Source organism: candidate division TA06 bacterium (assembly GCA_004376575.1).
Classification (GTDB): Bacteria; Hydrothermota; DG-26; order E44-bin18; family E44-bin18; genus E44-bin18.
In genome coordinates, this window is the sequence record SOJN01000007.1 from 1 (window position 1) to 16,023 (window position 16,023).

The following is a 16,023-nucleotide window of genomic DNA, read 5'->3' on the forward strand; positions in this document are numbered from 1 at the left end:
CGAAATTACGAAATTACCTCGCACCCATCCCCTGAAGCTGTCAGCTTGCCCACGCTGTACGCTATACGGTGTAAGCCTGATCTCAGTGATCAGATGCTTGTTCCCCACGTTCTCTCCCTCCGCCTTGATGGGGGAGGACAAAGGAGGGGGTGTTGACTCACATTGGCGGTCACCCTCCCTTTTATTCCCTCCCAAATGACACAGAATGTGTTTTCGCGATTCGTTGTTTGCCCTCCGAATACTCGAAGGATCTTGGACAGTTCGCAGTCTGTAGTTTGTAATTGATCATTTTTCCTCAAGCCAGTCTGGCTTGCGCTTTTCCAGAAACGCCGCCATCCCTTCCTGCCCCTCTTCACCCTTTCTCAGCTCAGCGAGAACCTCTGCAGTGAATCGTTTAGCTGAATTGAGGGTCATGGAACTGACCCCCTCTATCAGCCTTTTGCATGCAGACAGCGCGCAGGGTCCGCTAGTTACAATCTGTTCAATCAGACCATTTATGAAGTCATCCAGCTCGTCATGTTTCACAACGAAGTTGACCAGCCCGGCCTCACGGGCCAGTTCTGCACTCAGCCTTTCACCGCTCAAGAAAAACCGCCTTGCCCTGGACTCCCCGATTCTTCTGACTGCGTACGGTGATATGCATGCCGGAACCAGGCCCAGCTTCACTTCGCTGAAACTGAATTTTGCTTTGTCTGAGGCTACGGCGATATCACAGACACAAACGAACCCGGTCCCACCACCTATGGCTGCTCCATTCACCCTGGCAATGGTGGGCCTGGGAAAAGAGTACATCTTGTATAGGAGTTCAGACAGTACGAGTGAGTCCTGGACACTCTCTTCGAATGTCATCTCCTTCACCCTCTTCATCCAGTTAAGGTCTGCACCAGCACAGAAAGACTTGCCCTCGCCTGTTAAGACGACCACTCTTGTATCTTCTCTCTCTCCTATCTCATCGAACGCTCTATCCAAATCCTGGAACATCTCAGAGTTGAATGCATTATGGACCTCGGGTCGGTTAAGAGTAACCCTGGCCACGGGACCCTCAAAAGATACTACGATCGTTTGTGACTCCAACTCTCCTCCTTCACATCCTGAACACGCCAAACTGGTGGTCAGGAGTGGGCGCGTTCAAGGACATGGATATTGCCAGGCCAAGAGCGCTCCTGGTGTCCACTGGGTCGATTATTCCGTCATCCCAGATTCTGGCTGTGCTGTAGTATGGATTACCCTCATGCTCATACTTCTCCAGAATAGGTCTCTTGAACTCTTCTTGCTCTTCAGGACTCATCGTCTTTCCTTTTGCGGCCAACTGGTCCAGCTTTATGGTCAACAACACGTTGGCAGCCTGTTCCCCGCCCATGACAGATATTCTTGCGTTCGGCCACATCCAGAGAAGTCTGGGCAGATAACCTCTACCGCACATCCCGTAGTTGCCGGCGCCAAAGGAACCGCCTACTATGACCGTGAACCTTGGAACCTGTGCATTGGCTACAGCGTGGACCATCTTTGCGCCGTCTTTCGCTATTCCTCCGCGTTCAGCAGCTTTTCCGACTATGAAACCGGTTATGTTCTGTAAGAATATTAGAGGTACCTTTCTTGTTGCACACATGGTGATGAAATGTGCGCCTTTGAGTGCGCTTTCTGAAAAGAGGACCCCGTTGTTAGCGAGGATTCCCACGGGGTATCCCATTATTCTGGCAAAACAAGTGACCAATGTGGTAGCATAGAATTCCTTGAACTCATGAAACCTGCTGCCGTCAACGATTCGTGCTATCACCTCTCTCACTTCATACTGCCTTCTTATGCCTTTGGGAATTACTCCATAGAGTTCCTCAGGATCGTAGTAAGGGTCTTCCGGCTCTGAGATGTCCAGTTCTTGTTTGGAAGGCCTGTTCAGATTCCCGGCTATGTTCCTCACTATCTGTATTGCGTGTTCCTCATTCAGAGCATAGTGGTCGGTCACACCTGATATTCGGCAGTGGACGTCAGCTCCGCCCAGCTCTTCCGCGGTAACCTCCTCGCCAGTTGCTGCCTTCACCAGAGGAGGCCCACCAAGATAGATTGTCCCCTGTTCTTTCACTATGACATTCTCGTCGCTCATGGCAGGTACATAGGCGCCGCCTGCTGTGCAAAATCCGAGCACCGCCGATATCTGGGGGATGGCGAGTGCAGACATGCGGGCTTGATTGTAGAAGATTCTTCCGAAGTGCTCCTTGTCAGGAAATACCTCGTCCTGCAAAGGGAGGAAAACCCCTCCCGAATCGACGAGATAGATACAGGGGAGACGATTATCAAGCGCTATCTCCTGCGCACGTATGTGTTTCTTTATGGTCATTGGGAAGTAAGAACCACCCTTCACAGTTGGGTCATTCACTATGATAAGGGCTTCCTTTCCCTCCACCAGCCCCACTCCGGTTATCATGCCCGCACAGGGCCCCTCATCATTGTACATCCCATTTGCTGCAAGAGTACTGAACTCCAAGAACGGGGTGTCCTTATCCAGAAGCAGTTCCAGTCTCTTCCGCGCAGAGAGTTTACCCCTCTCCTTAAGCTTTTTGTGGAACCTCTCGGGGCCGCCCTTTTTTGCCGCGTCCACTTTCTCTTTCAGTTCTTTAATAAGCTGGAGATTGCATTCTCTGTTCTCTTTGAACTCGGCACTGCTGGTATCTATTTTTGAATCCCATCTAAACATGGATCCTCCTGCGGATAACAGGATAAGGCTTCCAAAGGGATGATACTATGCTAAACAAGGACTCCTTTGTAACCGTAGCATATTACTCCTGCTTGGCCCTGTTCATATATCTTTCTGAACTCAATTCTGACCTTTTTGCCTATTTCAAGCTCATCGAAGTCGCAGTCCGCAATCTGGGCGGTCAGCCTTGGACCATCCTTCAACTGGATTATCCCTACAGCGTAAGGAGCCTCATCAGAGAACTCACCGGGAGCAACTCTTATGACCGTGTAACTGACGAGTGTCCCTTCATCGCTTGCCCTTACCTGGTCAAATTCCCTGGAACCACATGCATCGCACACCATTCTGGGTGGGATGAAACTCTTCCCACACTTTTTGCATTTTCCGGATTCGAGCCTGTACCTCTGTGGAATCTCTCTCCAATATCTTGCGGTTGACACCTCAAACCTCCCTTTGGTGTTTCATTTATGCCTTCTTTAGTATGTGCACCACAGAGGAGCCTCCGCTTCCTCCCATATTCTGGGTGAGGCCGGCAGTTGCTCCTTTCACCTGACGTTCTCCTGAATCACCGCGCAGTTGTTCGACTATTTCGCACACCTGGGCGACACCTGTTGCTCCCACTGGATGGCCCTTTGACTTAAGGCCACCGCTCGTGTTGACTGGTATCTTTCCTCCCAAGGCGGTCATTCCGCTTTCAGCGGCAGTACCTCCCTTTCCTTTTTCCGCCAGCCCTAGAGCTTCCAGTACACAGATCTCTGCAATTGTGAAGCAATCATGAACCTCGGCAACATCAATATCTTCTAGCTTTACACCTGCCTGCTTGTATGCCTGCTGGGCGGATTTGTTTACAGCATCTAACCAGGTGATGTCCTTTCTGGAATGGAGTGCGATAGTGTCAGTCGCATGACCGGTTCCCACGATTTTGACTGGTGGCTTCTTAGAAAGCTTAGATGCCACATCTGCCGGACAGAGGATGACCGCTGCAGCCCCATCCGTTATGGGAGAGCAGTCAAGGATCCTCAATGGGTCTGCAACCAGAACAGATTCCAGGACCCTTTCCACACTAATCTCAAAGGGGTACTGAGCATTTGGATTCTTGGCTCCGTGCCTGTGGTTCTTTACGGCTACGTGGGCCAACTGTTCTCTCGTGGTCCCGAACTCGTGCATGTGCCTGCGAGCGATGAGAGCATAGAGCCCGGGGAAAGTGACTCCGTTGTAGGCTTCATACTCTCGGTCTGCCGCAGTGGCCAGAGCATAGGTCGCTTCTGAGCCGGAAACATCCGTCATCTTCTCCACGCCCCCGGCCAGGACAATGTCGTGCATTCCTGATGCGACGTCCATGTAGGCGGTGCGCACCGCCACTCCGCCGGAAGCGCATGCGGACTCCACTCTGACAGCAGGAATATTCTTGGCCCCAAGATAGTCTGAAAGGACAGAACCAAGATGTTCCTGGCCCACAAAAACGCCACTCGTCATGCACCCAACATACATCGAGTCTATGTGGTCGGTGCCAGCATCATCTATCGCATTCAAGGCGGCCTCAACGAACATCTGGCGGAGGGACTTGTTCCACAGCTCTCCCCATTTGATCATTCCAACTCCGATGATTGCTACGTCTCTCATCTTACCTTTCCTCCTCAGAGTGCCTTGAGAATCTTTTTCCTGTACTTGGCGTACGTGCCGTAGTCTATATATCTCTTGTGATTGTCCAACATGTCCGTGGTTTTTGGTGCGTCGTCCCTGACTGATGTGAGCCTTTTCTGTGCAGTCAGGATGAAAGCATCGCTTCCAGCCCCAGAACCATACGAGACGAGAAGTATCTTGTCATTGGGTTTGGCGATGTCAAGAACCGCAGTCAGTCCCATGGGGGAGGAGCCAGAATACGTGTTTCCCAGTCTTGGAACGAGTCTGCCCGGTTCAATCTGCTCAGGTTTGAATCCAAGTCTCTTCCCGGCCCTCAGGGGGAATTTACCATTGGGCTGATGGAAAATTACATATGCGAAATCCGTGGGTTTCATCTTGCTAGCGTCCATCATGCCTGTGGCAGCTCCAAGGACGTGTTTGAAGTAGGCAGGCTCGCCGGTAAACCTGCCGGCATGCCTTGGATAATGTTGGTACTCTCTTCTCCAGAAGTCCGGTGTATCCGTCATGTAAGAGTAAGTGGAATCGATTGTCGCGAGAAGGTTATCTTTTCCTATTATGAAGGCTGCTGCGCCTGCGGCGGCTGAGTACTCCAGTGCGTCACCTGGAGCGCCCTGAGAGGTGTCTGCCCCTATGGCCAGTGCGTACTTGACGTGACCTGAACTGACCAGGCTAGTACAAACGAACAGCGCCTCTGAGCCTGCCTTGCAGGCGAATTCGAAGTCTGCGCAATGGATTTCAGGCGTTGCACCGATGGCCTCGGCCACGACTGTCCCACTGGGTTTCACTGCGTAGGGATGCGATTCAGACCCCACATAGAGAGCGCCTATCTCCTTTGCATCTATCCTTGCCCTCTTCAGTGCGTACCTCGCAGCCTGAACCGAGAAGGTTATTGTGTCTTGGTCAGGCGAGGGGACAGACTTCTCTTGAAGGCCGAGCCCTCTCTTGTAGCTGGGAGCGTCAGCGCCCCAGACCTTTGCTATCTCCTCAACCTTTATTCTGTTTCTGGGTATTGAAGCTCCGTATCCAATAATGCCAACCATGGTCTACCTCCCGAACATAGCTTTAAGCTTCCTGAGCCAGCTCTATCAGGACGCCGTGACAGTCCCTGGGATGCAGGAATGCGACTATACGGCCATGCGCCCCCTTCGCTGGCATTTGAGCCAGTCTGAAAGATTGATTTTTCAACTCCTGTACTGTCTCCTCGACGTTGTCTGTCTTGAAGCATAGGTGATGAAGGCCTTCACCTTTGTTTTCCAGAAACTTGTGTACGATGCTCTCCTCCGAGGTCGGACAAATCAGTTCCAACATCACATCGCCAACTTTCAGGAACGCCACCTCCAGGCTTCTTTCAGACAGTTCTTCTCTGTGGTCAACGCGCACTCCAAAAAGTCTGGTGTAAGTTTCAATAGCCTTTTCAATGTTTTCTACAGCAATCCCTATGTGGTCCATCTCTCTTATCATTTTTCTGTTCCGTATGTTCCGAAGACATCCTTTAAGGTCTCGCAGATTTCACCCAGGCTTGCACCCGATTCACACGCTGCCATGACAGAAGTCATGAGATTGACTTCTGCGCGCGCATCGGCTTCTACTTGTTCCAGTGCCTTCTTGACCCTCTCATTGTCTCTTCCAGCCCTGTACTCCTCGAGTTGATGGATTCTCTTTTTGGTGAGTATCTCATCAACGGTAAGAGTATCGATTTTCTCCTCTGTGTCAGACACATAGGTGTTGACACCAACAACTTTCCTCGCGTTCGATTCTATTTCCTTCTGGTACTGGTATGCGCTCTTCTCGATCTCGGTCTTGAAGTAGCCGGTTCGGACGCATTCCAGAGCGCCGCCCAGACCGTCCACTTTCTCAATTTCAGCAGTTATCAATCCCTCAAGCTCGCATGTCAAGCTTTCCAAGAAATATGAACCTGCCAGTGGATCGACCGTATCAGGGATTCCACTTTCGCATGCAATGATTTGCTGCGTTCTCAGCGCTATTGTTGCCGCCCTTTCGCTGGGCAGCGCCAGCGCTTCATCGTATGCGTTGGTGTGGAGCGATTGGCTTCCGCCCAGGACAGAGGCAACAGCTTGAAGAGCCACTCTGGTGATGTTGTTCTCCGGCTGCTGTGCAGTCAATGTGACTCCTGAGGTCTGAGTGTGGAAGCGGAGCATCTGCGATTTTTGACTTCCGGCCTTGAACCTCTCTTTCATTATCCTTGCCCACACCCTTCTAGCCGCCCTGAACTTAGCAATCTCCTCGAAGAAGTACAGGTGTGAGCTGAAGAAGAAGCTCAGTCTGGGTGCAAACTGATCCACATCAATTCCCCTCTCAAGGACCTTCTCCACTACTGCAATAGCGTCAGAGAGAGTGAAAGCAATCTCCTGGACTGCTGTAGCACCAGCCTCTCTCATGTGATATCCGCTAATGGATATGGTGTTCCATCTGGGAATGTTCATGGTGCAGTATTCAATTAGATCGACAGTCAGCCTTATGGACGGTCCCACCGGAAATATGTAGTTGCCCCGGGCTGTGTATTCTTTGAGTATGTCATTCTGCACGGTACCTGAAAGCGCGCTTTCCGGCACTTTCCTCCTTTTAGCTGCCGCCACATACATTGCCAGGATGGCCAAAGCGGTAGCGTTTATGGTCATGGATGTGGAGACCTTAGCCAGGTCTATTGAGTCGAAGAGGCTGTTCATGTCTCTTAGCGTACTAATGGCCACCCCGGTCCTGCCTACCTCCCCTTCGGCAAGTGGATCATCGGAATCAAGCCCCAGTTGTGTGGGCAGGTCGAAGGCGACAGAAAGACCTGTCTGTCCCTGCTTAAGAAGGTACCTGAATCTTTCGTTCGTCTCCTCTGTAGAGCCGAAGCCAGCATACTGGCGCATGGTCCACAGTCTTCCTCTGTACATGTTGGGATAGACACCTCTGGTGAAGGGGTATTTGCCAGGTTTTCCCAGTTTCTCCTCTGCCGAAAGATGCGCCGTCGACTCAGGGTCGTACACTTCGTTGATCTCAATACCTGAGGTTGTTCTGACGCTTGCCTCAGGTTTGGATGGTGACAAGCTTCTCTCCTTTTTCTACTGGTGACCCTTTCTTGGCGTGCACCTCTGCCACTATGCCGGCATGTGGAGCTTTCACCTCGTTCTGCATCTTCATTGCTTCCATTACCAGGAGGCCGTCATCCTTCTTGACCGACTGGCCTGGTTTGACTTCCAGCGCCACGACCAACCCGGGCATTGCCGCCCTAACTTCGATTCTTGTCTTTCTCTCTTTCTTAACCCTTAACTTTAGCTGTTCGGATATCTGTACGTGGTGTGCCTCCCCATTAACGTAGATGAGGAGGTCGTTCTCGCCTTTTTCTATGACAACTTCGTACTGTTTCCCCTCGACTATCATTGAGTAGAGGGATGATCCGGGGGATGACCTGAAGTCAAGAGTACGTTTTTTGCCGTCGATCAGGATGGCAAAGAATTCCTTGTCACGATCGACAAAGATGGGAAAGCTCTTATTGTCCACAATAGCAATGTATTTCATGGCGCGTTATGACCTGGACATGCCTCCCATTGCTTCGATTCTACCCTGGATTTTCCAGGGGTTCTCTCTACCGGGCCTGCCTTCCAGGATTCTCTCTTCCTTTTTCTCTTCGTTAGAGAGTGTGAATGCCGCGCCAGCCATGGCAGCCAGCTCTGCAAGCCTCTCTGAAGTGGGACGCACTTTTGTCTCCTCTATGAAAGCTGTGTCTATTGCTCCCTGTACAAACCTTGGATCATGGATAGCTCTACTGTGAAAGGATATGGTGTTGCGTATGCCAGTTATCCAGTATTCAGATAAGGCTCTACCCATTCTGGCTATCGCCTCTTCCCTGTCTCTTCCCCAGGTCACAAGTTTCGCTATCAATGGGTCGTAGTAAACCGGCACCTGATAACCAGAATATACTCCACTCTCTATTCTTACTCCCGGTCCTGCCGGTTCCCTGAGTGTTTCAATCTTCCCGCACGAGGGTAGGAAGTCATTGTCAGGGTCCTCAGCGTATATCCTGCATTCTATGCTGCTCCCCAGATGTTGAACATCTTTGGAGTCGAAGGTTATCGGTTCGCCCGCGGCAATTCCAATTTGGAGCTTGACTAGATCCAGGCCTGTGACCATTTCTGTCACCGGATGTTCAACTTGGAGGCGTGTATTCATCTCCAGGAAGTAGTAAGTGCTGTCTCCCATGAACATGAATTCCACTGTTCCCGCGTTTGTGTATCCGACAGCCTCTGCAGCTTTGCACGCGGCCTCTCCCATCTCCTGGCGCAGGCTCTCGTCAATTGCGGTTGAAGGTGACTCCTCTATGAGCTTCTGGTGCCTCCTCTGTATGGAGCACTCCCTTTCTCCCAGGTGGACAACGTGTCCTTTGTGGTCACCGAGTATCTGGAATTCTATGTGCCTTGGTCTCTCTAGAAATTTTTCCAGGTAGATGGTGCTGTCCCCGAAGGCTGAGCCTGCCTCCTGGGCCGCAATCTCAAGGAGCTCTCTCATCTCCTTTTCGTTCCTCACAAGCCTCATCCCTTTTCCTCCGCCTCCCAGGGCTGCCTTCAGAATGACTGGATAGCCAAGCTTGCCTGCCTCAGACAGTGCTTCTTTAACACCCGACACAGGGTTTTCTGTACCCGGTACCACCGGGATTCCCCTTGAAGCGACAGTTCTCTTGGCGGAAATCTTGTCGCCCATCGCCTTCATCGCACTCGCGCCAGGGCCTACGAATATAAGCCCTTCCTTTTCACAGGCCTCAGGTAGTTTTGGGTTCTCCGCAAGGAAACCGTATCCGGGATGGATTGCCTCAGCACCAGAGGCTTTTGCCACGCCAATTATCTTTTGTATGGAGAGGTAGGACTCGGTGGATGGGGGAGGGCCAATAAGGTATGCTTCGTCTGCGTGGAAAACATGAGGGGCTGTTCTATCCGCTTCAGAGTAGACTGCAACGGTTGAGATTCCCATCTCTTTTGCTGCTCGCATTACTCTAATCGCGATTTCTCCGCGGTTCGCTATGAGGATCTTATTAAACATGCCTCTCAAAGGGGGATAGAGCCGTGCTTCTTGGGTGGATTCTTCTGCCTCTTATTCTCAAGCATCTTCAAGGCCTTGACCAACTTTCTTCTGGTCTGGGCAGGCTCTATCACCTCATCTATGTAACCAAGCGCGGCGGCATAGTAAGGGTTGGCAAATCTTTCTCTGTACTCTCTAACCAGTTTCTCTTTCAGCTTTTTCGGGTCTTTTGCTTCCTTCAGTTCTTTCCTGTATATTATGTTGACCGCCCCATCAGGGCCCATGACCGCGATTTCGGCGGTGGGCCAGGCTAAGTTGATATCCCCTCTCACCTGTTTGCTGGAGAGGACGCAGTATGCACCCCCGTATGATTTTCTGGTAATCACGGTGATTTTGGGAACAGTGGCTTCACAATACGCATAAAGGAGTTTTGCACCGTGTCTGATTATTCCCCCGTGTTCCTGCGCGGTGCCCGGGAGGAAGCCCGGCACATCCTCAAATGTCAAAATGGGGATGTTGAAACTGTCACAGAATCTGACAAAGCGGGCGCCCTTAACCGAACAGTCTATGTCCAGAACGCCGGCCAACACGGCAGGCTGCTGTGCCACTAAACCTATGGGTCTGCCGTCCAACCTGGCAAAGCCCACGATAATGTTCTGGGCAAAATGTTCATGGACCTCAAGGAAGTCACCATTATCAACCACTTTCTCGATTACCTTCTTCATATCGTAAGGCTTGTCAGAACTCTCAGGAATCATGTGATTGAGTTCCTCGTCTTCTCTGTCCGGATCGTCTGTGGGTGCTGACCGTGGTGGGTCTTCCATGTTGTTGAGAGGAAGGTAGGTGAAGAGCTTCCTCATTTGAAGAAGGCAAGATTCATCATCGTCAGCAACGAAGTGTGCAATTCCACTCTTCTCCGCATGTATGTCTGCCCCTCCAAGTTGATCGAAAGTCACATCTTCATGGGTGACTGCTCTGACCACATCTGGGCCAGTTATGAACATGTAGCTGGTTCCCCTCACCATGAAGATGAAATCTGTCATGACTGGGGAGTAGACGGCACCTCCGGCACAAGGCCCCATGACTGCAGAGATTTGAGGAACAACCCCGGACATCATCACATTTCTCAAGAAGATCTCTGCGTACCCTCCCAGCGAGCCGACCCCTTCCTGTATACGGGCACCTCCAGAGTCGTTCAGGCCGATTACGGGGACCCCCACTTCCGCTGCCAGGTCCAGTATCTTTATGATCTTGTCCGCGTGGGCAAGGGAGAGCGTTCCCCCGAACGTGGTGAAGTCCTGTGAAAAGACGAAGCACTGTCTTCCTTCAATGGTTCCGTAGCCGGTTACTACGCCATCTCCGGGTATTTTCCTCTTCTCGAGGCCGAAGTCGTGGATGCGGTGCGTGACGAAGGCGTCCATCTCGCTGAAGCTGCGCTCATCCAGAAGTATGGCAATCCTCTCCCGTGCCGTCAACTTCCCGGCCTTGTGCTGCTTTTCAATCCTTTCTTTTCCCCCCAGCAGGAGGGACTGTTCCTTCAGTTGTCTCAGCCTTCTTATGGGTTCGGTATCCACGGCATCACCCCGCCTTGCTGCGAAGTTCTCTTATCATGTTTGTGGCTATGACCAATCTTTGAACCTGATTTGTGCCTTCATATATCTGTGTAATCTTCGCATCTCTCATCATCTTTTCAACAGGATAGTCTCGCATGTAGCCATAACCTCCCATGATCTGGACCGCGTCTATTGTCACCTTCACTGCAGTATCAGACGCGAACAGTTTGGACATGGCAGACTCTTTTGAAAAGAACTTGGGTTTGGAATCCATGAACCTGGCAACAGAATATACAAGGCTTCTTGCCGACTCAACCTGCGTGGCCATGTCTGCGAGAATGAAGTTGACAGCCTGGAAGTTGATTATTGCCTGACCGAATTGCTCTCTCTGAGATGCGTATTCAGCCGCGGCGTCGACTGCTGCTTGGGCAATGCCTAAAGCTATGGCTCCTATCTCTGTGCGCGAATTGTCAAGAGTCTTCATGGCTATTATGAAGCCCTGGCCTTCAGAACCGAGCAGGTTCTCTTTGGGGATCTTACAATCCTCAAATATGAGTTCTGCAGTACAGGAAGATCTGATCCCCATCTTTTGTTCTTTCTTGCCGAAGCTGAATCCTGGAGTTCCCTTTTCAAGAAGAAATGCGCTCATCCCTCTTGTTCCCCTATCCTTGTTGGTGATAGCTATCACAGTATAGAGCTCGGCTTCTGGTGCGTTTGTTATGAAACACTTCTTCCCATTCAGGATGTAGTGGTCGCCATCCTTTCTTGCGTTTGTACTCAAAGCTGACACATCAGATCCGGCATCTGGCTCGGTGAGAGAGAATGCCGTGATCAGATTCCCCTCTGCAACTCTTGTGAGGTATTTTCCCTTCTGCTCTTCATTGCCCCCTACTATCAAGGGGATTGAACCGAGACCCACCACGCCAAACGTGGTGGCCACACCAGCGCACCCTCTGGCCAGCTCCTCAACCGCCAGGCAGACCCCGAGAACTCCAGTTTCGAGGCCGCCGTATTTGGGCGGAACTAATACTCTGAAAAGGTCGACCTTGGCCATCTCTTTCAGTATCTCGTGAGGGAAGATCTCCTTCTCATCAAGTTCTGCTCTCACCGGTACTATCTTTTCCTCAGCAATCCTCCTGGCAAGGTCCCTTATCATTTTGTGTTCATCACTCAAGAAGTAATCCATCTGCTTCTCCTTCAGTGCTTTCGTTTCTTTTTGAAATAGGATTCTATGTATTCCACTATCTCGCTGGTGTTGGTCCCGGGGCCGAAAAGGCGGCCGATACCCATGGCCTTCAGTTTTTCTGCATCCTGTTCTGGTATGATACCTCCTCCAATCAAGAGGATGCTGTCTGCTCCTCGCTCCTTGAGAAGGTCCAGCACTTTTGGAAAGAGGGTCATGTGGGCACCTGAGAGGATCGATAGGCCGATCGCGTCTACATCCTCCTGTATGGCTGCCTCCACTATCATCTCGGGAGTCTGATGGAGACCTGTGTATATCACCTCCATACCAGCATCTATGAGCGCTCTGGCAACCACTTTTGCACCCCTGTCATGGCCATCCAGACCTGGTTTTGCGATGAGTATTCTGATCTTTTCCATGCTCGGTTCCGCCTTTGCAGATTGCTCTTCTGGACTGAGGCTCTCTCAGAAGAAACCCATCTGGTACGCTAGATTACCGGTTTCTCCCTGTATTCTCCGAACACCTCTTTCATTGCATTCACTATCTCGCCTTCAGTACAATATGCTCTGACCGCATCCAGAATTTTCGGGAGAAGGTTGTCTTTACCCTGAGCAGCCTTCCTTACTGCTTCAAGACATGCGGCTGCCTTTCCGTTGTCTCTCGTTTTTCTGTTCTTTTGCAGCTTTTTCTTCTGTTTTTTTTCGATCTCAGGGTCTATCTTCAGAACTGGAATCTCAACCCTCTCGTCAGGGTCTGTGAACTGGTTTACACCTACAACGATCTTTCTCTTCCCCTCGAGTCTTTTCTGGTACCTGTAAGCCGCATCGGCGATCTCCTTTTGAGGGAATCCCTCTTCGATCGCCTTAATCATCCCACCCAGGTCGTCTATCCTCTTGAAGTACTCTTCGGCCTGTCTTTCCAGCTCATCGGTTAGAGCCTCCACATAGTAAGAGCCCCCCAGAGGGTCGATTGAGTTGGTCACGCCCGATTCGTGAGCGATAATCTGCTGAGTTCTCAGGGCAATCTTGGCAGCTCTTGCTGTGGGGAGAGCAAGCGCTTCGTCCATCGAGTTCGTATGGAGAGACTGGGTGCCTCCAAGAACACCGGCTAAAGCTTCAATTGTCGTTCTTATTATGTTGTTCTCGGGTTGCTGGGCAGTCAGACTGCAGCCAGCAGTCTGCGTATGAAACCTGAGCAGGCGCGATTCTCGCTTCTTCGCCTTGTACTTCTCCTTCATTCTTCCTGCCCAGATTCTTCTTGCGGCCCTGTACTTCGCGGCCTCCTCAAAGAGGTCAATGTGTGCATTGAAGAAGAATGAGAGCCGGGGCGCAAAATCGTCTACATCCAGCCCTGCTTCTATTCCTGCCTCCACATAAGCGAACCCATCTGCCAGAGTAAAGGCAAGTTCCTGTGCTGCTGTTGATCCTGCCTCTCTTATGTGGTAGCCGCTTATGGATATCGTGTTCCATTTCGGAACGTGGTCTTTGCAGAAAGCGAGAGTGTCAGTGATTATGCGCATGGAGGGTTCAGGAGGGAATATCCAGGACTTCTGGGCTATGTACTCCTTCAGAATATCGTTCTGGATGGTGCCGGTCAGCTTATGAGAGGGCACCCCCTGCTTTTCACCCACCGCAACGTACAATGCCAGGAGGATGGCAGCAGGGCCGTTTATCGTCATAGATGTGGAAATCTTATCGAGCGGGATTCCATCAAATAGAGTCTCCATATCGCGCAAGGTGTCTATTGTCACTCCACAGACACCGACTTCCCCTTCTGATAGCGGGTCATCGGAGTCCCTTCCATAAAGCGTGGGAAAATCGAAGGCGACCGAAAGACCTGTCTGCCCGCGCTCCAGGAGGAAGTGGTACCTCTGGTTGGTATCCTCTGCCGAACCAAATCCGCTGAAAAGGCGCATGGTCCACAGCCTTCCCCTGTACATGCTGGGATGGATTCCTCTCGTATACGGATATTCGCCAGGAAACCCGAGCTTTTGGGCGTACGCGTCCTGGGAAAAAGGTAAATAGAGGATGTCCACGGGCTGTCCAGAGACGGTTGTGAAATCCTCATCTCTGGTTGACTTCTTGTCTGCCTTCTCTTTCCACTCCCCGAATTTATCCTTCATGTTCATCGTCCGGTGTCCAGTTTTTTCATGATTTCTTCAACGGCCTGGGTTGGAGTAATTGTTGTAGAATAGACCCGCTCGACCAGAGAGGAGAGCTCCTGCTCAAGACTATTCCTCACTGGCTTCCACGTCCTCTCCTTGACAGCATTGACTATCTTGTATTCTATCCTTTCTTTTCTTTTTCTTTCAGCGAGTCCTTGCTGGACCAGATACGCCATGTGCTCAGAAACGACACGCACAAGTTCCTCGATTCCAACCCCTTCTGTCGCAATGGTCCTGATAACCGGAGGGTGCCAGCCGTCAGAGCTCTTCAGTTCCAGCACCTCCTTCAATATGGAGATAGCTTTCTCTGAGCCTTCTCTGTCAGACTTGTTGACGCAGAATATGTCTCCGATCTCCATCAGGCCGGCTTTCATCGCCTGAACCGAATCGCCTGACTCCGGGACAAGCACCACAACAGTTGTATCTGCTGTGTGCACAATTTCAAGCTCAGTCTGTCCCACACCGGCCGTTTCTATGAGAATCACGTCTTTTCCGAAGGCGTCCATAATGTCGCATATGTCTTCTGCTGCCCTGGGCAGTCCACCGTGACCGCCCCTCGTGGCAAGGCTTCTAATGAAAACGGCTTCGTCAACTGCAATGTCACCCATCCTGATTCTGTCTCCGAGAAAAGCTCCACCGGTGAAAGGGCTGGATGGATCAACTGCAAGAATGCCAATCTTTTTGTTCTCTTTTCTCAAGAGCAGGACAATCTGGTCCACTATTGTCGATTTCCCCGCCCCGGGAGGACCCGTAATACCAAGCCTGTGTGCAGTCCCGACCCGGCCATAGAGGGAGTCGAGTATTTTGCGGCCTTCCGGCAAGTCGTCCTCAACCAGGCTGATTACTCTCGCAGCCGCAAGCGTGTCCCCTGATAGAAACCTTTCAATCATTTCACTAATACTCGATTCCTTCACGTGCTTGAGTACCCTTCCGGTAGTGGTGCTTTATTTCCTTTATGTCACTTACCATGTCTGCCAGATCTATCAGTTTCTGATGTGCATATCGTCCGGTCAGTACGATTTCGACGCCGTTAGGTCTTGCTCTTATGATTCGGACCAGCTCCTCCAGAGGTACGAGATCATACTCTACCGCGACGTTCACCTCATCAAGAATGACCATGTCATATTTGTCGGACGAGATTGCATGTTTCGCAAGTTCTAAGCCCTTTCTGGCGAGCATCTTATCCTCTTCAGACGGGTTATCTTTATCGACAAATGTTGCCAGGCCGGACTGAACTATCTTTAGGCCTGGGACTTTCACTTTCAATTCCCCGTAGTTTGTGTCTCCCTTCATGAACTGGATCATGTACACCTTGAATCCGTGACCAATCATCCGCAAAGCACAGCCAAGTGCAGCCGTGGTCTTGCCCTTCCCATCACCAGTATATAGTTGTACAGTACCAGTTCTTTCAGTCATGGCCTTGCCCCAGAATGAATCATTATACGTACACAAATCACCTCAGTCAATCGTTTTTATCCCCCCGCATCCGGTACCAGGTTTTACATTTTTACATTTCCAGACGGATGGTGAGAAATTGCTGCTACATCTTGTTTTTCTGGGCCACACAACCGCCAAAAACTCAATAGCTTACGTAAGAGCGAGCTTCTCGGCTGGCAAGAGAGCCAAAATGTAAAAATGTAAAACCTGGTACGAAGCAGTTTGGTTTCGAGGTGCGAGCAGGCTGTGGGTGGAATTTCGTAATTTCGAAGGTGCGGACTCTCTCTTCATCGCCACTCCCCGTTCAATCTCTCCTCTCACACCCCTCCCC

General features: G+C 51.1%; 15 protein-coding genes. All 15 read right to left on the reverse strand.

Annotated features, from left to right (window positions below):
* Window positions 1-285: 285 nt before the first annotated feature.
* A complete protein-coding gene (locus E3J62_00260) occupies window positions 286-1,116 on the reverse strand; it encodes an enoyl-CoA hydratase/isomerase family protein (GenBank protein ID TET47804.1) in 831 nt (276 codons plus the stop codon).
* Window positions 1,085-2,692, reverse strand: a complete 1,608-nt coding sequence (locus E3J62_00265) for a methylcrotonoyl-CoA carboxylase (protein TET47805.1) — start codon at window positions 2,690-2,692, stop codon at window positions 1,085-1,087. The genes E3J62_00260 and E3J62_00265 overlap by 32 nt, the downstream gene beginning before the upstream one ends.
* 50 nt (window positions 2,693-2,742) lie before the next feature.
* The gene (locus E3J62_00270) at window positions 2,743-3,132 is read right to left on the reverse strand and encodes a Zn-ribbon domain-containing OB-fold protein (GenBank protein ID TET47806.1); all 390 of its coding nucleotides are present in this window, start codon (window positions 3,130-3,132) and stop codon (window positions 2,743-2,745) included.
* A 25-nt stretch (window positions 3,133-3,157) separates the two neighbouring features.
* The gene (locus E3J62_00275; GenBank protein TET47807.1) at window positions 3,158-4,315 is read right to left on the reverse strand and encodes a thiolase domain-containing protein; all 1,158 of its coding nucleotides are present in this window, start codon (window positions 4,313-4,315) and stop codon (window positions 3,158-3,160) included.
* 14 nt (window positions 4,316-4,329) lie between these two features.
* Complete coding sequence (locus E3J62_00280) at window positions 4,330-5,376, reverse strand: hydroxymethylglutaryl-CoA synthase (protein TET47808.1); 1,047 nt, start codon at window positions 5,374-5,376, stop codon at window positions 4,330-4,332.
* 22 nt (window positions 5,377-5,398) lie between these two features.
* A complete protein-coding gene (mce, locus tag E3J62_00285; protein TET47809.1) occupies window positions 5,399-5,797 on the reverse strand; it encodes a methylmalonyl-CoA epimerase in 399 nt (132 codons plus the stop codon).
* Window positions 5,794-7,389, reverse strand: coding sequence for a methylmalonyl-CoA mutase (locus E3J62_00290; protein ID TET47810.1), 1,596 nt, complete (start codon window positions 7,387-7,389; stop codon window positions 5,794-5,796). Before E3J62_00290 ends, mce begins: the two co-directional genes overlap by 4 nt.
* The gene (locus tag E3J62_00295) at window positions 7,370-7,861 is read right to left on the reverse strand and encodes an acetyl-CoA carboxylase biotin carboxyl carrier protein subunit (protein ID TET47811.1); all 492 of its coding nucleotides are present in this window, start codon (window positions 7,859-7,861) and stop codon (window positions 7,370-7,372) included. The genes E3J62_00290 and E3J62_00295 overlap by 20 nt, the downstream gene beginning before the upstream one ends.
* Window positions 7,862-7,867: 6 nt before the next feature.
* A complete protein-coding gene (accC, locus tag E3J62_00300) occupies window positions 7,868-9,376 on the reverse strand; it encodes an acetyl-CoA carboxylase biotin carboxylase subunit (GenBank protein TET47812.1) in 1,509 nt (502 codons plus the stop codon).
* 5 nt (window positions 9,377-9,381) lie between these two features.
* On the reverse strand, window positions 9,382-10,929 hold the full coding sequence (locus E3J62_00305; protein TET47813.1) for an acyl-CoA carboxylase subunit beta: 1,548 nt from the start codon (window positions 10,927-10,929) through the stop codon (window positions 9,382-9,384).
* A gap of 4 nt (window positions 10,930-10,933) precedes the next feature.
* A complete protein-coding gene (locus tag E3J62_00310) occupies window positions 10,934-12,094 on the reverse strand; it encodes an acyl-CoA dehydrogenase (protein ID TET47814.1) in 1,161 nt (386 codons plus the stop codon).
* An 11-nt stretch (window positions 12,095-12,105) separates the two neighbouring features.
* Window positions 12,106-12,510 carry a cobalamin B12-binding domain-containing protein gene (locus tag E3J62_00315; GenBank protein TET47815.1) on the reverse strand — a complete coding sequence of 135 codons (405 nt, stop codon included), beginning with the start codon at window positions 12,508-12,510 and terminating at the stop codon, window positions 12,106-12,108.
* A 68-nt stretch (window positions 12,511-12,578) separates the two neighbouring features.
* On the reverse strand, window positions 12,579-14,213 hold the full coding sequence (locus tag E3J62_00320) for a methylmalonyl-CoA mutase (protein ID TET47816.1): 1,635 nt from the start codon (window positions 14,211-14,213) through the stop codon (window positions 12,579-12,581).
* Window positions 14,214-14,215: 2 nt separating this feature from the next.
* Window positions 14,216-15,145, reverse strand: coding sequence for a methylmalonyl Co-A mutase-associated GTPase MeaB (gene meaB / locus E3J62_00325; GenBank protein ID TET47817.1), 930 nt, complete (start codon window positions 15,143-15,145; stop codon window positions 14,216-14,218).
* A gap of 4 nt (window positions 15,146-15,149) precedes the next feature.
* The gene (gene cobO, locus E3J62_00330) at window positions 15,150-15,671 is read right to left on the reverse strand and encodes a cob(I)yrinic acid a,c-diamide adenosyltransferase (GenBank protein ID TET47818.1); all 522 of its coding nucleotides are present in this window, start codon (window positions 15,669-15,671) and stop codon (window positions 15,150-15,152) included.
* Between the last annotated feature and the right edge of the window lie 352 nt (window positions 15,672-16,023).